Source organism: Rhodoblastus acidophilus (assembly GCF_900187365.1).
Lineage (GTDB): Bacteria > Pseudomonadota > Alphaproteobacteria > Rhizobiales > Beijerinckiaceae > Rhodoblastus > Rhodoblastus acidophilus.
Map to the genome: position 1 here is coordinate 1 of NZ_FYDG01000020.1, position 22,894 is coordinate 22,894.

Below are 22,894 nucleotides of genomic sequence, written 5' to 3' on the forward strand. Positions count from 1 at the left end.
GATGGCGAAAGCTCAATTCGCCATCCTGTTCCCGGATCGGTTCAGCTTGGCATGAAAACGGAACCCGCCTTCACACGGAATTCCTGACAGTCTCCGCCGTTTCAAAATAATTTCACGCCATTTGCAAAAAAATGCGGGCGGGCGCGCAACAATGCCGCGTTCGCATCCGTACATGAAGCGTCTCGCGCAAGGATCAGACCATGCTTATTCGCATTCTCTCGGACCGCCCGGCCGCTTCCAGTGAAATCACGCCCCAGTCCATCTGGTTGAGGCGGCGCGATTTTCTCGGCGCCGGGGCTGCGCTCGGCCTGGGGCTGGCTCCTGCATTCGCCGCGCCGTCGCCCTATTCCACCGATGAAAAGCCCAACAGCCTGTCGGATATCACCGGCTACAACAATTTCTACGAGTTCGGCGTCGACAAGAGCGATCCCGCCGCCCGCGCCGGCGCGCTCAAGACCAAGCCCTGGACGCTGCGGATCGACGGGCTGGTGGAAAAGCCCGCCGATTACGCTCTGGAGGATTTCCTCAAGCCGTTCGCGCTGGAGGAGCGCATCTACCGGATGCGCTGCGTCGAGGGCTGGTCCATGGTCATTCCCTGGCTCGGCTTTCCCCTGGCCGAGGCGCTCAAGCGGGCCAAGCCGACGTCGGCGGCGAAATATGTCGCGTTCGAGACGCTGTACCGGCCCGAGGAAATGCCGGGAACGCGCGGCTTCCCGCGCATCATTCCCTGGCCCTACCGCGAGGGGTTGCGTTTGGACGAGGCCATGCACCCGCTGACCCTGCTCGCCGCCGGCCTTTATGGCGCGCCGCTGCCAAACCAGAACGGCGCGCCGCTGCGGCTGGTCGTCCCGTGGAAATATGGGTTCAAGGGCGTCAAGTCGATCGTGCGCATGACCTTGGTCGCGGAGCAGCCGCAAACCTCGTGGAACATGATCGCGTCGGACGAATATGGCTTTTTCGCCAATGTGAATCCGCAGGTCGATCATCCCCGCTGGAGTCAGGCGACGGAGCGCCGCATCGGGGAGGGCGGCTTTTTCGCCAAGCGGCGGCCGACGTTGATGTTCAACGGCTACGATTCCGTCGCCAGCCTGTATTCCGGCATGGATTTGAAGGCGAATTACTGATGAAGCGCGGTTTTCCCGTCTGGGCGGTCTATGCCCTGGGTTTCGTTCCGGCCGTGGCCGCTTTTGGCGCGGGACTCGCTGGGCTGACCGGGCCGGACCCGATCCGCGCGCTCGAACAAAGCCTGGGGCTGTGGGCGCTGCGCTTCCTGCTCGCCGCGCTCTGCGTGACGCCGCTGCGGCGTTTCGCCGGGCTCAACCTGCTGCGCTATCGCCGCGCGCTGGGGCTGCTGAGCTTTTATTACGCCAGCCTGCATCTCCTGGCCTTCATCGGCCTCGACCACAGCTTCGCCTGGGCCGAGATCGGCCGGGAAATTCTGAAAAAACCTTACGCCTTCATCGGCATGGCCTGTCTGCTGCTGCTGATCCCGCTGGCGGCCACCTCGACCAACGCCATGATCAAGCGTCTCGGCGCGAAAAACTGGACGCGGCTGCACAAGCTGGTCTATCCGGCGGCGGCGCTGGCCGTCGCGCATTTCATCTTCGCGGTGAAGAGCTGGCCGCTCGAACCCCTGCTTTACGCCGCCGCCGCCGTGGCGTTGCTCGCCGCGCGGCTGGCGCCGAAACGCCGGCCCTCACTCGAACAGGCCGGCAAGGCCTGAATAGACGGCGAAGGCCGAGGCGACGGCGATCACCGCCGCGCAGAGAGCGGCATGGACGCCGCGCAGGCGAAAAGGCGGGGGCAGGCGGCGCGCTAGCAAATAAAGGAAGCCGAGCACGAACGGCAGCAGCAGGGCGTTCATCACCTGCACGCCGACGCTGAGCGACACCAGGTTGAGGCCGGAGGCGACCACAAGGCCGCAGACGATCAGGGTGGCGGCATAGGCGCCGTAGAACCAGGGCGCCTCGCTCGGCTTGTTGTCGAGGCTGCATTTGACCCCCAACATCTCGCTCAAGGTGCGCGCGGCGGTCAGGGTGACGACAATCGCCGCCACCAGCGCCGCGCCGGTCATGCCCAGGCCGAACAGCAGCTTGCCGCCAAACTCCCCAAGAAACGGCGTGATCGCCTCGGCGATGCGCTCGACCGTGTCGAGATCGGCGGCCTGGCCGGACTGGCCGAGCGTCGCGGCGGTGGCGACCAGCACGGCGGCCATGATGATCTGCGTCAGCACCGCCCCGACGATCGTGTCGAGCCGCGCGGCGGGAAGGTCGGCCGGCGTCAGTTTCTTCTCCACCACGGCGCTCTGCTGGAAGAACACCATCCACGGCATGATCACCGCGCCGATGTTGGCGGCGACGAGATAGAGATATTTTTCATTGCCGAACGGGATGTCGGTCGCCTGCGCCGCCACCGCCGCCGGATCGGGACGGGCGAGCAGCACCACGGCGAGGAACACCAGCTCGAAGGCCCCGATCGCCATGGCGATGCGCTCGACGGTGCGATAGGAATGCGACCAGGCCATGGCGATGAGCGCGCCCACCACCAGCGCCATGGTGAGCGGCGCCGACAGGCCGAGCAGGGCGCCGACGCCCGCGAGGCCCGCCAGTTCGGTCAGCAGCGCGCCGAGACAGCACACCAGCAGGGTCGAAACCGAGAACCAGGCCCAGAACCGGCCGAAATGATGTGAAATCAGATAGGCGTGGCCCTGGCCGGTGACGGTTCCAAGCCGCACCGTCAGCTCCTGCACCACATAGAGCACAGGCACGAGAAACAGTTGCAGCCACAACAGGCGATAGCCCCAGACCGCGCCGCTCTGCGCGGCGGTGATCACGCTGCCGGCGTCGGTGTCGGCCAGCATCACCACCATTCCCGGGCCGGCTACGGCGAAAAAGCGGCCGAGGCCGGGTTTTCTCAGGGAGAGGGGTTCGTCCAAAGCCGTCATCGCCGCGCGCCTCAAATCATTTGGTCCAGTGTGATGTTCGCGGCGTCGGTCGGCAATGGCGCTGCTTAAGTCCGGACCTTTTTCAATCTTGCTCGGACCCATCCGCCGCCGCATCGTCGTCGGCAGGCGCGCCGGCGATCGAATAGGAATTGTTCAGCCAGCGATGCAGGTCGACGTCGGCGCAGCGCTTGGAGCAGAACGGCGTGTATTTGGGATCGACCGGCTTGGAGCAGATGGCGCAGCGGGCCGGCTGCGCCTTTTTCTTGGGCTTCTGGTCGGAAGCGGTCACGCCGACGCTCCCGCCGCCCACGCGGCGTCCGAGGGGAATCCCAGTCCGTCCAGCAGCGCCCGCGTCTCGTAAAGCGGCAGGCCGACCACGGCGCTGTAGGAGCCGACCAGCTTGACCACGAAGCCGCCGGCGAGGCCCTGGATGGCGTAGCCGCCGGCCTTGCCCGCCCATTCGCGCGAGGTCAGATAGGCGGAGATTTCGCGCGACGACAGCCGCTTGAAGCGCAGGCGCGCCTCCACCAGCCGCGAACGGTCGCGCCCCTGGGGGTCGATCACGGTGACGCCGGTATAGACCCGGTGCGCCCGGCCCGACAGCAGCCGCAGGCAATCCTCGGCTTCGTCGAGGGTTTCGCATTTCGGAAGGATGCGCCGTCCGACGCAGACCACGGTGTCCGCGCCCACGACATAGCAGGGGGACAGATCGGTCCGGGCGCGCGCGACTTGCGCGCCAGCCTGCGCCTTCTCCAGCGCCAGCCGCGCCGCCAGCTTGCGCGGCGATTCGTTGCGTCCGGGCGTTTCGTCGAGATCGGCGGGCAGGAGCGCGTCAGGCTCGATCCCGATTTGCTGCAGGAGAGCGAGACGGCGCGGCGAGCCGGAGGCGAGCGCGAGGCGCGCTTTGCGGGTAGGGTCTTCCAGCAAGGCTTATTTGAAACGATAGGTGATGCGGCCCTTGGTGAGGTCGTAGGGCGTCATCTCCACCAGAACGCGATCGCCGGTGAGCACGCGAATGCGGTTCTTGCGCATCTTGCCGGCGGTGTGAGCGATGATTTCGTGATCGTTGTCGAGCGTCACGCGAAAGGTGGCGTTGGGCAGCAATTCGCTGACGACACCTGGAAATTCAAGAAGTTCTTCCTTCGACATCTGGTTCCTGTCACTGGTCGGCTTCGCCCTTCCCTCCTGCTTCAGGAGGAGAAAAAGACGCTTGTCTTCGGCGCGCGGGCCGCGCAAAATCAAAGTTCACGGCGGTTCACGCACGCCAACGCCGATGGCGCAACAAGGGCGGATCGGGCGTGGCGGGGTGTGTGAGCGAGCTGATCGCGCTGATATTCGCCGGGCTATAACAAATTGTGGCCCGCCTGCCAATGGCGAGCGGAGAGGATCACGCGAGTCTTTTCTCTCGGGCGAGCGTTTGGCTTCTGTCAATAAGAAGGCGGTGTGACTCATGGATGACATTTTTGCCCTCAACCGGCGGCTGGCGCGGTCCTGGTGGGATATGACGGAAGCGACCTTCGCGGCGTCGGCGACGATCGCGGCGCGGCTGCCGATGATCGCGGCGGCGGCCAGCGGCTTTGGTTCTCGCCGGGCGCAGCGCGAGACCCATGAAATGGTCGCCGAAAAGATCATGGCGGCGGCCGAAGGCGCGCAGGCGGGGGCGCTTCAGACGGCCAAGGCGACGTTGAAGGTGATGACGGGCGAGAATGATCCGACGGCGATGGCGCATCATATGTTCGATGTGGCGGACGCGACGATGCGTCCGGCCCGGCGCAAGGCCTGCGCCAATGCGCGGCGCCTGTGGTCGCGCAGCGGATGACGGAATTTTGAAAATGGCGCCTCGGGGGGCTGGACAAGCCCCGAAGCGCTTTCTATAAGGCGCGTGCTTCGGCGATGAGCCGCAGCCGCCCAGGTAGCTCAGTTGGTAGAGCATGCGACTGAAAATCGCAGTGTCGGTGGTTCGATTCCGCCCCTGGGCACCACGCCCTTCTTGACCGTTCCTATGACCTGCGCCAGCGTGAAGCCGTTTCGGCTTTCTGACGCTTCGGACCGATAGGCCGCTTTCTGCGGCCCCGTTGGAACGGACGGCGCCGGCGCCTGTTGCAGCCAAACGATTTCGCCTTTCAGGAGAGGCTCGTCATGGCTGACGACACCACCGGACAATCCCGACGCACAATCCTTGGCGGCATGACTTTTGGCGGCATGACCGGGAGCCTGTTCGCCGCCGGCGCGGCGCAGGCCGCGCCCGGGACGCAAGACCAGGTCCCGCCCAATCCCGTCACGGAATATCCGCGCCCGCCCTTCGCCCGGCAGCAGCAGCCCTGGCCCGGGCTCGCCTCGCTCATGAATCCGCCGCCCGATCACGGCGAGACATCCTATCGCGGGTCGGGACGGCTGCTTGGCCGCAAGGCGCTGATCACGGGCGGCGATTCCGGCATAGGCCGCGCGGCGGCCATCGCCTACGCGCGCGAGGGCGCCGACGTCGCCATCAATTATCTTCCCGCCGAGGAATCCGACGCGCAGGAGGTGGCGGCGTTGATTCGCGCCGCCGGGCGCAAGGCGGTGGCGCTGCCCGGCGATCTGCGCAGCGAGGAGTTCTGCACGAAACTCGTCACGGATGCGGCCGCGAATCTGGATGGTCTCGACATTGTCGTGAGCAATGCTGCGCGTCAGGTCTGGCAGCCGTCGATTGAGAAAATTTCGACGCAGCAATTCGACGACACGTTCAAGACCAACGTCTACGCCATGTTCTGGATCCTCCGCGCCGCCGCGCCGCTGCTCAAGCCCGGTTCGGCGATCATCGCCACCGCGTCCGTCAACGCCTACGAGCCGAGCCGGGGCCTGCTCGACTACGCCGCCACCAAGGGCGCGATCATGATCTTCGTCAAGGCTTTGGCGAAACAGATGGCCGAGCGCGGCGTGCGCGTCAACGCGGTGGCGCCCGGCCCGATCTGGACGCCGCTGCAGCCGAGCGGCGGCCAGCCGCCGGAGGCGCTGTCCGAATTCGGCGCGGATACGCCGATGCAGCGGCCCGGCCAGCCCGCCGAACTGGCGCCGCTCTACGTGCTGCTCGCCAGCCATGAAGCGACCTTCACCACCGGACAGGTTTTCGGCGCCGCCGGAGGGCGGGGCGGGCCATGACGGCCCCGCGTCCATAGACGCGCGCGAAATATTGCGGCGCACGCGCCATCAAGTCGCCACAGATCTGCGCGAAGCCTTTGATTAGACAGCGCAACGCCTGCGACATTCACCCGATGGAAATTGTCCCCGAAGCGGCCGCCCAAGGCCGCCGGCATTGCCGCCTGTCTCAAGAATCATCTTTGGGGAGGCCGCGCTTCGAACGCCCTTCGAAGCGCCGTGAGGCGAGGTGGTTTGATTTCCGACGACATAGACAAGCGCGCGTTCAGGCGGATTCTGGATGCGTCGGCTGCATGGCGCGCGCGCGCGCCGCTGACGTGGGCGTTCGGCGTCGGTCTGCTGTTCGCCGTTTTGGGAGCCTTGCTGCGCGCCGCTGTCCTGGGCGTGGACCTGGATCGCGCGGCCTATCTGACCTTCTGGCCCGGCGTGACGATCGCCGCCCTCATCGGCGGCGTTCCCGCCGGGGCGTGGGCCGTCGCGCTCTCGGCGGTCGCCGTGCATTCCACCTTCATTCCGCTGCGCGATGTCAACGATTGGCTCGGACTCGGCATGTTCCTGGCCATGGGCGGCTTGATCTCCGGCGCGGTCGAACTGTGCCTGAGCGCGCGTTCGCGGATGCTGGCGGCGGTCGAAACGCAATCGGCCAAGTCGCATCTCGCGGCCATTGTCGAAGGTTCGGCCGACCCCATTCTCAGCAAGGATCTGAACGGAATCATTCTCAGCTGGAACGCGGCGGCGTGCCGGCTGTTCGGCTATGAGGCGGAGGAAATCGTCGGCCGCTCGATCACCCTGCTGATTCCTTCGGACATTGTGGCGGAGGAGCGCGAGATTATCGGCAAGCTGCGGCGGGGCGAGCGCATCGACCACTACGAGACGCGCCGTCTCGCCAAGGACGGCCGCGCGCTGGAGGTCGCCCTGACCATTTCGCCGATTCGCGACGGCGAGGGGAAAATTGTCGGCGCCTCCAAGATCATTCGCGACATTTCGCAGCGACGGCGCGACGAGCAGCGGCTGCGCACGGCGCAGCAGCGCGTCGAACTGGCGACGGCGATCACGGGCGCCGGCGTCTGGGAATGGAATCTGCAGACCAACGAGAGCGTCTGGGATGCGCAGATGTTTCGCATCTACGGCCTCGCGCCGACGCCGGACGGCGCGGTGGGATACGACGTCTGGGCCCGCGCCGTGCTGCCCGAGGATTTGCCCCGCCAGGAAGACCTTTTGCGCGCGTGCGCGGGGGCGTGCGGCGTCGGCCGCCGCCAGTTCCGCATCCGGCGCCCGGACGGCGTCATCCGGGTGATCGAGGCGGTCGAGACCGTCAGGTGCAACGCGTGCGGCGTCGTCGAGAGTTTCGTCGGCGTCAACCTCGACGTCACCGAGGCGCGGCGGGCCGAGCAGGCGCTGCGGCTCAGCCAGGCGCGCCTGCGGCACGCGGCCAATGCGGCCGGCCTGACCTATGTTCAGTTCGATCTGCGCGACCGTCGGGTTCAGGTGGCGGAGAATTTTGGACGGGTGATGGGTTATGCGCCGCTCACCCCGCCCGACGGCGGGCCGCTGGACGGCGCGCGCGTGGCGCTGCTCTCGCATGTCGCCGCGCCCGACCGCGCGCATGTGTCCGGCATGTTCGACGAGATTTTCTCCGGCCGCGGCGCGCAGGAAACGTTCCGCGTGCGCGGCGACGACGGCGCGATCCGCTGGTTCGAGGGCGTGGCCAATCCGGAGCCGGCGCGCGATGGCGAGATTCATCGCGTCTTCGCCACCCTCCTCGACGTCACCTCGGCCGTCGAGGCGCAAGCGGCGCTGGAAGCGGCCAAGGCGCTGGCCGAGCGCGCCGATCTCGCCAAGTCGAAATTCCTGGCGGCCGCCAGCCACGACCTGCGCCAGCCCGTGCAGTCGCTGGTCCTGCTGCTGGCGCTGCTCGAACGGCAGGTGCGGGAGACCGCGGCGGCCAAGACGGCGCGGCTGATGCAGCAGGCCCTCTCCGGCTTGACCGGGCTGCTGACGTCGATCCTGGACATGTCCCGGCTCGACGCCGGCGTGGTCGAAGCCGAGCCCCGGGCGGTCGATCTCGCGGAAGTCCTGCGGCGTCTGGCCGGCGAATATCGCGCCAAGGCCCAGGCCCAGGGGCTGAAGCTGCGCTGCGTCCCCGGCCGGTTCCACGTTTTCGTCGATCCGGCCCTGCTGGAGCGGGCGCTGCGCAACCTGCTGGAGAATGCGCTGCGCTACACCAAGACGGGCGCAATCCTGCTTGGGGTCCGGCGGCGGGGAGGCCTCGTCAGGATCGACGTGATCGATACGGGGATCGGCATACCCGCCGACCGGCGCGCCGACATTTTCGAGGAATTCGTTCAGGTCGGCAATCCCGGCCGCGACCTGGGGCTCGGGCTGGGGCTCGGCCTCGCCATTGTCGCGCGGCTCGCCGCCTTGATGGGCGCCGAAATCGACGTGGACTCGGCGCCGGGGCGCGGCTCGCGCTTCTCCTTGGCCCTCCCGCCGCCGGAAACGCTGGAGGAGACGGCCGGCGCCGAGAGCGACGGCGCGGCCGAAGGCGGCGGCCGACTGCTGCTGGTGGAGGATAACGCCATTCTGCTGCAAAGTCTGGAGAGCCTGACGCGAAGCTGGGGCTATGCGACGCTTGTCGCCACCGGCGGCGAGGAGGCGCTGACACAGGCCGCCGAGGCCGGATGGGATATTGACGCCATCGTCTCCGACCAGCGCCTCGGCGCCGGGCTTTCGGGGCTCGAAACCGCCCGCGAAATCCGGCGCAAGGCCCAGCGCGACATCCCGACTTTGATCCTGACCGGCGACACCGCCGCCGAGCAGATCGCTGAAATCACCTCCAGCGGCTTTGAATTGCTGCACAAACCCGCGCCGGAGGACAGCTTGCGCCACTGCCTTGCCGTGATGACGGCGGCGCGCGCCGACCGGCAGCGGCAAGCGGCCGCCTGCTGACTGACGACCTGTTCGCGGCCCCGCGCGTCTGGCGAACGTCAATGCGCGCCCGGCGCGCCGGAGATCCGGTCGATCATCATTTTGATCGCGGTCATTTGCCGGCCTTTCTTCACCGCATAATTGGCGTCGTCGTAGCCCCACCAATCCCAGCATCCCAATGGATTGCCCAGCAGCGCCGCCGAAGTCGCCTGCGGATAAAGCACGATCATGTCGTTGGCGTCGGCCCAGGCGTTGAAGCCGGCGTGATCGACATATTGCCGGCCGAATCGGTGATAGAACGGGAAACTGAAGTTCCAGTAGCTGTGGCTCTGAAACTGGTTGCAGCCGTGCAGGGCCACATGCAGCTTGCAGGCGCGGCCGCCATCGGCGCAGGACGCGGGCGCGTAGAGCCAGCCATCGGGCGCCAGGCTGTGATCGGTGGGGTTTTTCACGAACTCCGATTGGTCGAACTGAACGAAGCGTCCGCCGAGCGCGCCTGGGTTCGGCGGTTTCAGATCGCCGTGAATCCATGCGAGCAATTCGCCGGCGGCGTCATATCCGCAATCGTTGATGAAGGGGTCGATCTCCGTGTCGCAGGGATTGCCGTAATCTTTCGTCGGCATGCCATGGCCCGCCGCGAGATCCTTCTTGAACGCCATTTGCCCCGGATCGACGAAGCCGGCGTAATAGGACGCCAGCGCGTCCATCTTCGACTGCGGGACAAGTTGGTCCTGGCTGCCCGACAGCATCCAGACGCGATGGCGCTTCAGATTGGCGGGATCGTCGATCTCGCCTTTCGCCGCGTTTTTCCAGGTGATGTCGGCGAGTTTCGCCACGTCGATCTGATCCGACGCGCAGGAAAAGAAGCAGGCGCAGACCCGCATCGCCCGCGTCACCTGACCTTCCGCGCAAGCGTAGGGGCTGCCGGCGATGATGCCCACGCCCCGGAGCAGCGACGAATAGGCGACCTGAAACTGCACGGTCATTTCCGCGCCCGACGACAGGCCGGACATGGAGATTTGCGAGACGTCGACATTGTACGCGCCGAGCCGGGCGACTTCCGCCCGGCCGCCGTGCGTCCACGCAATCAACGTCGCCAGCGACAGCGCGACGACGACAGACAGAGGGGCCGAGGCTGTGGATTTGGCTGGCGTCTCCGTCACCATGCTGTGTCCTTTAGCGAGGACGATCGCCCGATTGGTCTTGCTGCGGACGGGATTTGTTTGCTTCGTGATGGCCGATCGCGCAACCCGCGACCGCCCCGAGCTTGCCGTGTCCGGCCATGTGGCCGGCGACGCCGCCGACGATGGCGCCCTTGATGCAGCCCTTCGCCTGGGCCTGGACCGGCGCGATCAGGGCGAGGGCGACAAGCGCCGCGGCGAGTTTGGTCTTGGACATGGGTTGATCTCCTGCTTCTGCGCAGACAACGCCGCCAAGCCCCGCGTGTTTCCGTCGGCGTTGTTCCGGCGGAGCGGCGCGGTTATTTTTTCTTGAGGAAAGCCAGCAACGCATAATCCGGCTGAACGCCGGGGGCGCCGGCGATCTGGCTGTAGATCAGCGTGTCGCCGGCGAGACGGATGTCGATATCGTCCACCTTGGCGGCGTCGATCGGGTTGAGCATGGTCAAGCGCGCGCCATTGACCCTGCCGACTTTGGCGCCCGCCGCGATTTGGGTGGCGACGCCTTTCTGGAATGTGAGTTCGCCGTCGGACGCGAGGGCGAACGTGTCGACTTCGCTAAAGTTTTGCTGATCCATTCCATTGCATTTCATGCTGGCTTCGCGCACGACGAATGTCTTTTCGTCGCCGCTGAACTTCATCATGATGTCATTGCAAAGCACCACCTGATCGCCCATCTGAAACGTCCCCTTGCCGTACCAGACGCCATCCATGAACTTTGCGCTTTCGGCGGCTGCGGGGAGTGCGAGGATTTGCATCAGAACGATCAAAACAGATCTGAACATCTTCAACTCCTTGAAAAAAACATGGAGCCTTTCATGAGCGGAAGCGCCGCCTTGTCGGACAATGCGTCGTTTTGGGGGCGAGACCGATCAATATACGCCAGGCCCGGCTATCGGTTGCATCGGGCGAGGGACGAAAGCGCCAGACATGCGCGCGAAGACGCGAGTTGGCTTGACGCCGCATGAGCGTCAGATGGCCGATTGTCTTCGACTAACTGTTTCTGGAATCGGAGTGGTGGAGCTGAGGGGAGCTTCCGTTGTCGCCTACGGGGCTCTCGGCGGCATGGCGATCAACGTCGGGGCGGTGGACGATATAGGGATCGTTGCCGGGATTTTGTTCAGTCATTATGGACTTCGTGCTGTCCGACCAACCGACCGATGGTCGAACAGCAATGGCGCAGGTCAGGCCGCTCGTCCACCGCCGATTTTGCCGCTCTGATCGAGCTTCCTGACGATCCCGTTGATCTCGGCTCTGCGATCATTGGGAGAATAGGCGTAGGCGGCTTCTTCGCGCAGTTTCTGCTGCAAGTCGAAGCCGGTGATGCCCGCCCAGTGAAGCGTGCGGGCCAGACGGAAGAAGCCTTCATGGCCGTGGCCGCGAGAAGTCTGGCGCCATTCGGCGACGGCGGCGTCGATGATCCGGGCGGGATTGGCGGTTCGTTCGGCGAGAAGTTTCTGCTGCACTGCGATCAGTTGCGCGCAAACGACGCCGCCCGATGGCGCGGGGATGGGACCGGCGATGACGGCCTCTGGTTCGGCTTCCCGTTCTGGCTCGGGTTCCGGGTCACGGAGGATGGCGATGCAGTCGTCCAGCCAACGCACGACATCCAGAGGTCCGCGTGAATCGTCGTTAAAATCGTGGAAGAAACTGTCGCCGGGATTCTTGGCCTGACACGGCAAGAAGAACAGACTGGCGGCGTTGAGCTTCGATCTGTCGAAACCGTGCAGGCGACCGTTTTTGATGCGGTGGTCTTTTTCGCGCTGCTCTTTCAGCCAATAACCGTTTTCGTTCAACACCTTCATGATTCGGTGCATGATCAAGCGGTGGGCATCGAGCGACAGCGCCATGCTGGTCGGGATGAACACGCGCCAGCGCGGCTTCGCCGGGGTGTGGCTGTAGGTGTTCCAGATGACCATGCGCAGGTGGGGGAAGAACTCCACGAACTTCTCGACGCCCAGATCGCCGCCGTCGTTGTCGAGCCAGATGCCGTTGACATACTCGACATTGGCGAGGCCCCGCTTCGTGTCCGCCGCCGCATCCGGATTGAACCGGCTGGGCGAGATCAGGCCGCTCTCGTCCTTGGCCAGAACCACGCGCTCATGCAGGCCGCGCAATACGGCGATGAACTCGTCGGCGTCGCCGCCCTCGGCGGACATGCAAGCCGTGGCGTCGTATTTGGTGGCGAATATATCCCCGTGCGAAAAGCGTGTGACGAAATGGCTATATCTATTAGTGTTTTCGTCACACAAAAATCTGCCGACCTCCCCAAGGGACGGATAGCGCAGCTCGGCGAATGACCTCTCGTTGATCTGCGCCAACTGGTCGAGCAGTTCCTCGCGCTGCCGCGCTCGGTATGCGGTGTTCTTCCGATGGGCCTCGGCGGCGCGCAGCAAGCCGGCCGAGGGCGCTGGCGGATTGAAGATCGCCTCGGCGACGGCGCGTTGATCCTCGACGGCGACCGTTGCTCCAGGTTGTGGCGATCCCCACGTGCGGCACACGCCGCGAAAAACCCTTCGACGTTCAGCGTGCGGCGTGGTTCACCCGTTGGAGCAAGTTGGGCATCGCTTTCGCCAATTCCTTTGGCATGCTTCTGCCACACCAAATTCTTTGCGGCGTGTGCGCGCACAGAGCTTGGTCGGGATCAAGTAAAAAATTGAGAACAGTTCCCGCCGGATGGTCGCGACCCGAGAGCGCGGTCATGCTACGGAACGAACTCCAAGGCGATTTGGGATGGCTGACTGCGCCCAGACCTTTAAGATTGCGCGTGATGAAAATGGCGGTGGGTAATTACGACACTAGGCGGCCAAAGAGCCCCTTAAGGTTTAGAGTATAGGACGCTTTGGGTGAGGGAAAATCCAATTGTTTGTTAGGGCACTTGGGGGCGAACACGCATCGCTTGGCATAGGGAAGCAGGTCCTTCGACAGGAGGATCTCTGCACTATCGAATATTTTGAAGCGCCATTTACAAAGGGAATTGTCCATACCCTTAGGGCATCAGAAATTGAGTTAGTAGCCCTGCCTGAGCAGACCCGCGTCTATCATTTCAGCAAGTCGACCGGCGCTTGGGAGATCGGACGGGTTCTCGACGACCAAGGCAGCCAGCAATATGTAAGATTCCCCAACGGTTTAGATCTTTTGCTCCCTGTGGATGAGGTTTTCGTTCGCTGGTCTCGGCCCATAGCCGATCCCACGCCCTTTCTAGGAAGTCGTATCAACGAGACCCCACGCTTCGCTGACGGGCGAAGCGGATTCGTTCGTTCGATCATGGCGCAACGCGCTGTCACGATGGGTATGTCCGCCCTCGCATCGTCAGCAGTGGAACTGGAGGCTCATCAAATCGAAGTCGTTCGTCGGATCCTCCAGGATCCTGTGCAGCGCTACTTGCTTGCCGATGAGGTCGGCTTGGGCAAGACGATCGAAGCTGGAATTTTGATTCGGCAATGCGTGCTCGACTGCGGGGACGACGCTCTCATTCTCGTAATCGTGCCAGATGAGTTGGTGGCGCAGTGGCGAGGGGAACTCGATTCACGTTTCTTCCTCGGCCATTGTCTCGATGTGCGCATCCACGTGGTGCCGTTCACCGATCACGGCCGGATTAGACCATTACTATCCCGCGCGACGATGTTGGTTATCGATGAGGCGCATCATCTGACCGGCAAGTGCGCTGTGGGCGATGGAACGCTTTACGCGGAACTCGCTACCGCAGCGCCGACCATCGAGCGTTTGTTGCTGCTCTCGGCTACCCCAGCGCTGCACAATGAGCGTGGTTTCTTAGAGATGCTCCATCTCCTTGATCCCGACACCTATCCGCTGAACGACGAATCCGGCTTCCGCCGACGGATCGATAGTCGGCAAATGCTTGCACAGATCGTCGCGGGCCTAGTTCCCGAAAATATCCTGTATCTCGATCATACGCTCGACCAACTCACCGAACATTTTTCCGACGACCATTTATTGCAGGATCATGTCGTCGCCTTGCGCAGCATCGCCTATGCGTTGCCAGATGAAACCGATCCCGAACTGATTGATGCGATCGCCCGCGTGCGCGCGCACATCAGCGAAGTCTACCGCCTCCATCGCCGGATACTTCGGCACCGTCGACGCAACATCATTGGTCTAACTCCCGACCGTTCGGGCGCAATTCGGGTAGACTACGAAAGTTCCGCCTCCGCCCGCCTTTACAAAGCCGCAGAAGTTTGGCGCTTCGAGCAAACGACGATTGTCGATGCCGAGCCCGCTTTAAGCGATCGATTGCGTGTATTCTTCCAAACTCTTGATCGAATGCAGCAATATGCCTGTTCAGGCGCTGGGAACATCGGCATACTCGCACGCCAAAGCGAACTTGTGGGTGACAGACATTTTGCCGCCGTTGTGCAAATCCTCTCCAGCGAGGAGGCATTCGAAGACCGGGCATCAGCACTGGTAGCGTCGATTAAGGCTTTGCTCACCCCTCGGCAGCAATTCGTCGTTTTTTGTAGTGACATTGAGACGGCTGACCGACTTGCCAAGACACTTTCCATTAATCTCGGCGTACCCGTTGATCGGCACGACCCAGGACATGACAACTGGATGGCTTTCAATCGGGATTCGGCGCGGCCGATCCTTGTTTGCGATCGTCGCGCAGAGGAAGGTCTCAATCTACAGGGTGGCCGAAAGATTGTCGTCCACTACGATCTTCCCTTCAATCCTAATCGGATTGAACAGCGATTGGGGCGCGTTGATCGCTATGGATCGGGTGACGCGGTTCGCTCGATTATCCTCACCTGCCGCGACAATTTCTATGAGACCGCGTGGGTCAGTTACCTCGACACGGCCTTGAGGCTGTTCGATCGCTCGATCGCCAGCCTTCAATACCTAATCGAGGAGACGGCCCGAACCCTCGCATCGGCTCTGTTCCGCGAGGGTCCGGAGGCGATTATCGATCTCGAGTCCGCGAGTCGAGGCAAGGATGGGAGTATCGCACGCGAGATTACCGCGCTCGATCAGCAGGATGCACTTGATGCGCTTAGCGCACCGTCCTCAGATACGCTTGACGCATTAAGCGACATCGACGAAGCGTGGCGTGAAATTGACGCTGCCTCCTCCGGTTGGATCGAGACCAACTTGATGTTTAGTCGTATTCCGGGTCAGGGAAGCCACGAACAGCATGCGTCAGGCACGCTGCCCTTCTGCTACCGTTACGAGACCCAGCGCGCGCACACGTTGATTCCGCTCGAGACCTTTCTCATTCGCTGCTCTCCCGCGATTGACTCATCGGTCCAAGCCATGCTCACGCGCGCGGTAAAGACCTATCCGGTCACCTATCGCCGACGTACAGCGCTCGGCCGCGAAGGCATGGCCGCTCACGCCCGTTTGCTGCGTTATGGCGAAACGTTCATCGACGGCATGTGGGACCTGTCGCAAAATGACGATCGCGGCAGATCCACCGCACTCTGGCGTTATTTTCCCGGACATCAGAGCGAAGGCGCGGTCGACGTTTTTTTTCGCTTCGACTTCATCGTCGAACCTGACCTGGCCGGTGCATGTGCGGTCCTTTCAGCGGCCGATAGGTTAAACGTCGCGGGCAGAGCAGCGGTCGCGCGACGCGGCGACATGGCGCTGCCACCCTTTTTCCAAACGATATGGATCGATCAAGAATCAGACGAGGTCACTGATAAGGCTCTGCTTGAGAAACTCGATCTGGCTTATCGTCCGACCGCCATGGGCCAGGGTGGCAGAGATTTCAACCTCAATCCCAAGCGATGGGGCAAGCTTGGACGACTCCGCCTGCCCCAAATGACCGACTGGCCCGCAATGTGCGGCCAGGCTCGGAAACACGCTGAAATGATCCTGCGCAAATCGCCCGTTTTTGTGGAAAGCCTCAGCACTGCACGACATCGCGCAGTCGCTGTCGACCATGGGCGTCTTGGACAATTGCGCGCCCGTGCCGACCGACGAAATGATCCCGTCGACGAGGCCGAATGGCGGATCGAGCACGATCTCGCGGATGCAATCAACTCCGGTATCATCGCGCCTTCAGTTCGCGTCGATGCCATCATCGCCTGCTTTCTAACCGGTGATTTGACATTGACAGCCAAGCTCGACGAGCGGTCGTAATGAATTGTCTCAATTTTTCGTCGCTGCATGACCTGCTCGCTCAATGGCCTGAATGTGGCGTCCCACTAAAAAGTGCCGATGGCGTGTTTGAGCGCATCCGTCAGATTTTGCATGGTGCGCGGGCAGCGGGTACTCCTGGCAACTTTAGTGATTTCATGGCGCTGCTACGCCATGTCTTGCGTCGGCAATCGCTTCAGTCGGGATCGACTGCGCGACTTCGTGTGCCGTTCGAGAAGCATTGGCCAGATCGAGACCAGTGGTCGCAGTTCGGCATCCGCGCGCATCAGGTCGGCAATTCTCAGTACCTTATCGAAGCCGTCCCTTGGTCGCCAAATTGGGTGGCCGATGTCGACGCTCCGTTATTCGAGGACGCCTTCGCCGAACGCAAGGTTCGGCTTGACCGGCAACGGCCTATCGATCCGTTCCTCGGAGAAGCGAGCGGCTTCGAATGCTATATGTCTCCTGGGCAGCGGGAGGCCGTGCGGAGCGCGTTCCTGTTACCGCCAGGGAAGACTTTAATTATCGGTCTTCCCACAGGATCGGGCAAGAGCCTTGTCGCCCAGGCTCCCGTTCTTACGCGAGGTCTAGAAGGGCCGATGACGATCTGCGTGGTGCCGACTACTGCGCTTGCGCTTGATCAATCGCGTCAGACCGCCGGCATGCTCAAGGTGCGCTATCCTCGTCTCGACGCTCCGATATTGGCTTGGCATGCTGGGCTTACCAGCGAGGAACGCGCTGCCGTCAAGACGGCGATCAGGCAAGGCACTCAAGGAATCCTCTATTGTTCGCCCGAAGCCGTTACCGGGGCCCTATTGCCGGCTCTATATGACGCTGCGGAATCAGGATTGCTGGCGTATCTAGTCATTGATGAGGCTCATCTTATAAGCCAATGGGGTGATGGATTCAGACCCGCCTTTCAGATGCTGGCAGGGATTAGACGTGGACTGCTCGCTAAATGCGGAAAAAGGCCGTTCAAGACCTTGCTGATGTCGGCAACTCTGACGCCGGAAACGGTTGGCACCATCGATGCAATATTTGGCCCTGCAGAATCTGTACAGATGGTTGCTTCGATCTATCTGCGACCCGAGCCCCAGTATTGGATCCATCGCGAAAGCGATCCAGCGGCGAAGACTGCCAAGGTGCTCGAGTCTATTCGTCATGCACCGCGGCCGACTATCCTCTATGTCACTAAGCGGGAGGACGCCGACGCTTGGCTTGATCGCCTAAGGCGCGCCGGGTTCGTGCGCTGCGCAAGCTTTCATGGTAACACCGACGATATCTCTCGTCGGCGCATTATCGACCAGTGGGCTAGCAACGAACTCGACATAATCGTAGCAACCTCGGCCTTTGGCGTCGGTATCGATAAACCGGACGTTCGAGCAATCATACACGCCGCAGTTCCCGAGACTCTTGATCGCTATTACCAGGAGATCGGACGCGGCGGCCGCGATGGCCGCACCTCGGCTTCACTGCTTCTCTATTCAGACGTTGATCGTGAGATCGCTGATCGACTGGCGGCACCGTCAATCATCAGCGACGAACTGGCGTTCGACCGTTGGTCGGCGATGTCGGCTTCCGCCACGCGACTCGATGTCATGGGAATGCTGCTCCAAGTTGACCTCAGCGTAGTGCCGAAACGCCTCAATCGCCAGACCGATTACAATGAAACTTGGAACATGCGAACCCTGATAATGATGGCGCGCGCCAACATGCTTGAACTGGAGTCTCGCCCACCGGAGATGATCGCGCGCAACGAAGATGAGACCGACGCCAGTTACGAACTGCGCAATGAAGAGCATTGGGCAAAATATTTCCTCCAGGCTGTCGTGAGCTTGTCCGAGATGGGGCACCGCAACCAAACAGTCTTCGACTCTCGTATCGGAACGGAACGAGCGCGATCGGTTGCTAGTGCGTTATCAGGACGCCTCCTTCTGGACGCTTTGCTGGGCGGAAAAATCGAAGTATCTGATCTCCTTCATGATCTATACACAAGCCATGCGCCTCGGCGCACCGTTCTCGTATCGCGCGCTTGCGGTGGCTGTCCCGCCGACCGGCGAAAGCGTCGGTTTGCCGATCCGTTCTATACCGATCCCAATTCGTTCGGTATCGAGGATGTCGAGCCACCAGATACCAGTTTATTTCAACTGCGCTTCCCGCATCTTTCTATCAAATCACCGGTGGTCATTGCGTTGCCCGATTCCGTGAGGTCGGCGCAGATAGTCGACATCCTCGCAGATCTCGTCTCGACCTTCGAAATTCGCGAAATTGCGATTCCAGACGCGATGCGCGGAATCGACGGAATCAGGCTGCTACATCGACACGCGGTCGATCGCGTCGTTCTTCTCCAGTCGCTCGAAGAGGAAGCCGATTCGCGTCCCACCGTATACCAACTCGCGCGCGCCTCAGTCATAAACGACCAAATTTCTGCTGAACCGCTCATGCTGCTTGAGCGGCCACTTCATCTGATTCTAGCTCCACCCTCAGCACAGAATCCTTTCAATCCCGGGCGGCGGTTGATCGACACCGGAAACAATATTCTTACGTTTGACCAGTTCATGGCGGGGGCACGGCTATGAGTATCCTGAATATGCAGAACGACGGTCTGTTCAACGTCGTAGTAGTCCTCGTCCGCGCGGCGGTTCGTTTTGGTCCAAGAAGCCGAGAGGAGTTGCTAACCGCCTGCGGGGTCGGCGTCGAAGGTGTCGACGAGAGTCGTGCGGGCACAACGTTGACCCGTTGGACTGAACTCGGGCTCTTCTCAACCAACGAAAACATCGTCTGTCTGCGCGAACCCTACCGAACAATGCTTGGCAAAAATCCCGATATCGCCGAAAGCCGATTGCCGAACGTGCTGCGGAGCATTGCCCTAGCACCGGAGAATAATCTGCGCTTTTGGGAAGCAAAAGAAAATAAGAGCGCCGATCTTAATCGCGGGCTCTCTTGGATTCTTGCCCAGGATATCTACACGATCGATACAAGTTCGCATCAGAAAATCGATGCGCTTGAAAGTAGCCAGGTCGCCGACGAATCAAAGCGCATTCTTCAGAACGATACGCGTTGGAATGGCCTGAGGACGTGGATGGTCTATCTCGGCTTTGGGCGCAACGGGTCGCCGGTTACCATCGATCCAACTCTTGCACTACGCGACAGCCTGGACCAGATCTTTGGCGACGAGCAGACGCTTGCCGCGCGCCAGTTCGTTGATCGCATCGCCGAAGTGCTGCCCGTCCTAGATGGCGGATCTTATCGAAAGCAGATAGAGGATCTACTCAAAGGATCCGCGTGGGCGAAGTTGCCTGACGACACGCTCTCGACCGCCCTATCTCGCGCGATCCGGCGACTTGGCCACGAGGGTGTTATCGCCACCGAACAGCGCAGCGACACCGAAGCGGGCATAACTTTGATCGGCGCTGAACAGCGGTTGTGGCTCCGCATGACGCACGTCCGACGCATCGCCGCATGAAAGGGCAAATAATGCTCGGAAACTATTGGCCAGACGCCGATTCTGTAAATGCCTGCATCAAAAATGAGGCGGAGACTGCCGACAGCGCGGTGCTGCTGGCAGTACACCAACCCGCCGCAATTGTGCGGCGCGCAGAGGGTAGCGGAGACACAACTTCGGTGACCGAGCAGGATCTGCTCGATGCCTTTACCACTGAAAATGTGCCAGGCGGTTACGTGCTAATGCCCATCACGGGCGTTTCCGGCGTCGGCAAGTCGCATATGATACGCTGGCTGGATGCTCAATTGCGGCGTTCAGCGAAGCGCGATCGTTATCATATTATAAGCATTCCCAAGAGTGCGAGCCTGCGCACCGTTGTTCAACTTATTCTCGACCCGCTCAAGGACGATCCCCAATACGCGAAACCATGGCAAGATCTCACCCGCGCCGTCTCTGAGGTGAACGTAGACAATGCTGTCGTTACCTTTCGCGCTCACCTCGAAAATGCCCTCACAGCGCGTCGCGACGAACTGATTGCCGAGTTTAGACAGAATCCCGATCGTAGCGATCTTCGCCAACTCATTGGCTACGCGCGAGATCTGCCGAAGCTGTTTTCGGACGCGGCGCTCGACGAACATTTCAAAACCATCCTCGGGCGGGTAATATCACGCGCGATGAGTGGCCGGTCAGGTGAAGTCGAGCAGGCCGATACGCTGTCCCGGTTCGTCGCGTCCGACCTCATCCTTCCCAAGGATGTCGATATAAGCAAAGCCGCACAGCGCGTTCGGGAGTACTATCAAGTCAATATCGCTATGGTTGGGCTGGAACGACTTGAGCCAGCGATCGATTTGCTGAACAAAGCGATAGACCCCGCAATCAGCAATGTATTCCAACTTGAGCAAAGCACGGGCGGTGTGACGCTCCAGGAAATCATTCTTTCGATTCGTGAAATCCTCTTTAAAGTGGGCAAAGATCTCATTCTCCTCGTTGAGGATTTCGCGGCGCTTGCCGGCATTCAGGAAGTGCTACTCAAGGTCTGCATTCAGGAAGGGGAGCATGCCGGCGAAAAAGTGCGCGCAACGATGCGAACAGCGCTTGCACTGACCGATGGCCACCTGAACTTCCGTGATACGATCCTTACCCGTGCCCGCTTTGAATGGGTCGTCGGCGGCCGGCAGCAGAGCGATGACGAAATCAGGGACGGCGTCGTCGACATGGTAGGCGCGTATCTCAACGCCGCCCGTTGGGGCAATGCTGAACTCAAGCGTTTGTTCAAGCAACGCGCGCTGGAGAAGTCTCTCACCGACTGGTTGCCAACATGGCGTGACGAGGATCTGAGCGAAGCTGAGAGCGACGCTATTGCAGCATTTGGAAGTGCGAGCAATGGCGCGCCGTTATTTCCTTTAAACCGCGAGGCGATCGACGCGCTCGCAGGCCGATTCTTGCTCAAAGGCGGCAAGCTCGAACTCAATCCCAGGCGTGTCATCAACCAGATTCTGCGGTCGACACTACTTTTGCGAGGAAGTTTCGAGGCTCACGAATTTCCGCCCACCGAATTTCAGAGCTTCCGCCCAAATGCGGTCCTCGCGGGTTGGATTCGACTTACCCATCAGCCCGATGCCGTCAATCGGCGTCTCTCCAGTTTTCTCGCGCTCTGGGGCGGCAATCCGCCTGATGTAGCGGCGATCAAGCATATGCCGCCGGCGATCTTCACGGCTTTTCATCTGCCGACACCCAGCGAACTTGCCAATATAAACTTTGTCGAAATTCCGAAGAAACCTATGCTTGCACCTGCTGCAGACAAAACAGCAAGGCTTGCATCGGATGTTGCCGCACCAAATGTGGGTGCAACCGCCGTTGAAGACCCGCGTGTGGTGGATCTGCGCCTTAAGCTCGAGAATTGGGTTGACGGCACCGTCCTCGAGCAGCGCGACGCAAACGAATTGCGTAAAGCGCTAATGGACCTGGTGAGAGACGTAATCGATTGGCCAGCCCTGCGCATGCGCTCGGTCGAACTCCCGCCGAATTGGATCGAGATTCCGCAGGCACGCGGCAATCTGAACACCAAAATTTCTGTGGCCGACGACGCCAAGGATTCCGATGGCTCAGTGCGCGCTGGTCTACTGGCGGCCTTTCGCTTCGTCACCGTCAATAGTCGCCGATGGTCCTATCCACAAGCCGACGACGACTACGTCGCTAGCGCAGCGCTAGTCGACCGGTTGATTGCACAGCTTCAACCAGTATTGTTGCGCGCAGCACAGGAGCAAGCGGCGGCACTCGGCCGCGCCTTGCTCACCCAGTCGCGTATCATTGGCCTTGAACCCGCGATTAAGCCAACGACGCCGGACTCGGCGCTTAAAGCGCTCTTTGCTAAGCGGGAGACAAAGGAAACCCAAGCGTTTGAGGACAATTGGGATAGGCTGAGATCCAACGCATCGGCCGCAATCGGCGACAGGCCCGGTCGCGAGCGGTTACAGACAGAATTACTTGCGCGGATAGCATCCTTTCAGGGAACCGGTCGGAGCGCGTTCGCGATCGACATTGTTCGTTTGCTTGACGCGATGGGCGACGAGGATACCGCGCGAGAAGGAGCCGAATATTTGCCAGAAGACGTTAAATTCTTTATTCGTCCGATTGCAGAAGCTCGCATAAAAAGTCAACTCTCTCCAGTGATCGCCAAGCTCAAATTGTTCAGCGCGCAGATTAGTGACTATATCGACGCAAGCTTCGACAAAGCTGCGTTCGTCAGCGATCTTCAGGACATCTGCCGACTGATCTTGACGACAGGGATCCATGTAAACCTTCCATTCACAATCAAGGAGTTCGAGCGGAGGCTAACTGAGTTCCAAGCCAGCGCCATTAAGGATCTGGTGGGCAAAGTTGTCACTGTCATCGACGGCGAGTCCGATCAGATGCCCAAGGCATTGAATGCTTTAGGAACCCTCGATCTCGGGCTCATTGATCGAACCATAACATTTCTTGGCCATGCAAACAGCTTGATTAGGGCGGCCGACGATAGTGTCTCCCGCGAAGAGGCCAATAGGACTCAAGCCGACCCTGCTATGCTTGTCTCCGAAATTACCGGGATGCTCACTAAAGTCGCTATACCCGAGGCCCAGGATGCAACGCCATGACAAACTTGCCTGTTCGAGCGCAAGCGCTCCG

The 22,894-nt window shown here is 61.5% G+C and carries 17 protein-coding genes and 1 tRNA gene; 10 read left to right on the top strand and 8 right to left on the bottom strand.

The genetic code is table 11. From position 1 onward, the window contains the following. The first annotated feature begins 200 nt into the window (after positions 1 to 200). Entirely contained in the window at positions 201 to 1,124 is a 924-nt protein-coding gene (gene msrP / locus CFB24_RS19750; RefSeq protein ID WP_088522357.1) for a protein-methionine-sulfoxide reductase catalytic subunit MsrP, read from the top strand. Further along, complete coding sequence (gene msrQ, locus CFB24_RS19755) at positions 1,124 to 1,723, top strand: protein-methionine-sulfoxide reductase heme-binding subunit MsrQ (RefSeq protein ID WP_088522358.1); 600 nt, start codon at positions 1,124 to 1,126, stop codon at positions 1,721 to 1,723. The genes msrP and msrQ overlap by 1 nt, the downstream gene beginning before the upstream one ends. On the opposite strand, the gene CFB24_RS19760 is transcribed toward msrQ, so the two are convergent. From CFB24_RS19760 to infA, 4 genes are all read right to left on the bottom strand, one after another. Continuing rightward, positions 1,697 to 2,944 carry an NRAMP family divalent metal transporter gene (locus CFB24_RS19760; RefSeq protein WP_206605503.1) on the bottom strand — a complete coding sequence of 416 codons (1,248 nt, stop codon included), beginning with the start codon at positions 2,942 to 2,944 and terminating at the stop codon, positions 1,697 to 1,699. The two genes, msrQ and CFB24_RS19760, sit on opposite strands and share 27 nt — an antisense overlap. 82 nt (positions 2,945 to 3,026) lie before the next feature. Further along, complete coding sequence (locus CFB24_RS19765) at positions 3,027 to 3,233, bottom strand: DNA gyrase inhibitor YacG (RefSeq protein WP_088522380.1); 207 nt, start codon at positions 3,231 to 3,233, stop codon at positions 3,027 to 3,029. Further along, positions 3,230 to 3,871: a Maf family nucleotide pyrophosphatase gene (locus CFB24_RS19770; protein ID WP_088522359.1), complete on the bottom strand. Its 642-nt coding sequence runs from the start codon at positions 3,869 to 3,871 to the stop codon at positions 3,230 to 3,232. Before CFB24_RS19770 ends, CFB24_RS19765 begins: the two co-directional genes overlap by 4 nt. A 3-nt stretch (positions 3,872 to 3,874) precedes the next feature. After that, positions 3,875 to 4,093 (bottom strand): translation initiation factor IF-1, encoded by a 219-nt coding sequence (infA, locus tag CFB24_RS19775; RefSeq protein ID WP_088522381.1) that lies wholly within the window; start codon positions 4,091 to 4,093, stop codon positions 3,875 to 3,877. A gap of 301 nt (positions 4,094 to 4,394) precedes the next feature. Here infA and CFB24_RS19780 point away from each other — a divergent pair, with 301 nt between their 5' ends. The 4 genes from CFB24_RS19780 (at position 4,395) to CFB24_RS19795 (ending at position 9,031) form a co-directional block, all read left to right on the top strand. Then, the gene (locus tag CFB24_RS19780; RefSeq protein WP_088522360.1) at positions 4,395 to 4,763 is read left to right on the top strand and encodes a hypothetical protein; all 369 of its coding nucleotides are present in this window, start codon (positions 4,395 to 4,397) and stop codon (positions 4,761 to 4,763) included. Positions 4,764 to 4,850: 87 nt separating this feature from the next. Then, a tRNA-Phe gene (locus CFB24_RS19785) sits at positions 4,851 to 4,926 on the top strand. A 157-nt stretch (positions 4,927 to 5,083) separates the two neighbouring features. Then, positions 5,084 to 6,085: an SDR family oxidoreductase gene (locus CFB24_RS19790; RefSeq protein ID WP_088522361.1), complete on the top strand. Its 1,002-nt coding sequence runs from the start codon at positions 5,084 to 5,086 to the stop codon at positions 6,083 to 6,085. A gap of 231 nt (positions 6,086 to 6,316) precedes the next feature. Next, on the top strand, positions 6,317 to 9,031 hold the full coding sequence (locus CFB24_RS19795; protein ID WP_088522362.1) for a PAS domain-containing hybrid sensor histidine kinase/response regulator: 2,715 nt from the start codon (positions 6,317 to 6,319) through the stop codon (positions 9,029 to 9,031). A 38-nt stretch (positions 9,032 to 9,069) separates the two neighbouring features. Here the strand turns inward: CFB24_RS19795 and CFB24_RS19800 are convergent, their stop codons facing one another. From CFB24_RS19800 to CFB24_RS19815, 4 genes are all read right to left on the bottom strand, one after another. After that, entirely contained in the window at positions 9,070 to 10,173 is a 1,104-nt protein-coding gene (locus CFB24_RS19800) for an extracellular catalytic domain type 2 short-chain-length polyhydroxyalkanoate depolymerase (RefSeq protein ID WP_210190746.1), read from the bottom strand. Positions 10,174 to 10,186: 13 nt separating this feature from the next. Then, a complete protein-coding gene (locus tag CFB24_RS19805; protein ID WP_088522363.1) occupies positions 10,187 to 10,408 on the bottom strand; it encodes a hypothetical protein in 222 nt (73 codons plus the stop codon). A gap of 82 nt (positions 10,409 to 10,490) precedes the next feature. Beyond that, entirely contained in the window at positions 10,491 to 10,973 is a 483-nt protein-coding gene (locus tag CFB24_RS19810; protein WP_088522364.1) for a hypothetical protein, read from the bottom strand. A gap of 399 nt (positions 10,974 to 11,372) precedes the next feature. Continuing rightward, the gene (locus CFB24_RS19815; protein WP_141098520.1) at positions 11,373 to 12,689 is read right to left on the bottom strand and encodes a hypothetical protein; all 1,317 of its coding nucleotides are present in this window, start codon (positions 12,687 to 12,689) and stop codon (positions 11,373 to 11,375) included. 361 nt (positions 12,690 to 13,050) lie between these two features. Between CFB24_RS19815 and dpdE the strand changes: the two genes are divergently transcribed. Genes dpdE through dpdH form a run of 4 tightly spaced genes read left to right on the top strand, consistent with a single transcriptional unit; the run spans position 13,051 to position 22,863 of the window. After that, positions 13,051 to 16,287 carry a protein DpdE gene (gene dpdE / locus CFB24_RS19820; RefSeq protein ID WP_088522366.1) on the top strand — a complete coding sequence of 1,079 codons (3,237 nt, stop codon included), beginning with the start codon at positions 13,051 to 13,053 and terminating at the stop codon, positions 16,285 to 16,287. Further along, entirely contained in the window at positions 16,287 to 18,863 is a 2,577-nt protein-coding gene (dpdF, locus tag CFB24_RS19825; RefSeq protein ID WP_088522367.1) for a protein DpdF, read from the top strand. The genes dpdE and dpdF overlap by 1 nt, the downstream gene beginning before the upstream one ends. After that, the gene (gene dpdG, locus CFB24_RS19830) at positions 18,860 to 19,750 is read left to right on the top strand and encodes a protein DpdG (protein WP_088522368.1); all 891 of its coding nucleotides are present in this window, start codon (positions 18,860 to 18,862) and stop codon (positions 19,748 to 19,750) included. The genes dpdF and dpdG overlap by 4 nt, the downstream gene beginning before the upstream one ends. Positions 19,751 to 19,761: 11 nt before the next feature. Beyond that, a complete protein-coding gene (gene dpdH, locus CFB24_RS19840; protein WP_141098521.1) occupies positions 19,762 to 22,863 on the top strand; it encodes a protein DpdH in 3,102 nt (1,033 codons plus the stop codon). Positions 22,864 to 22,894 lie beyond the last annotated feature (31 nt).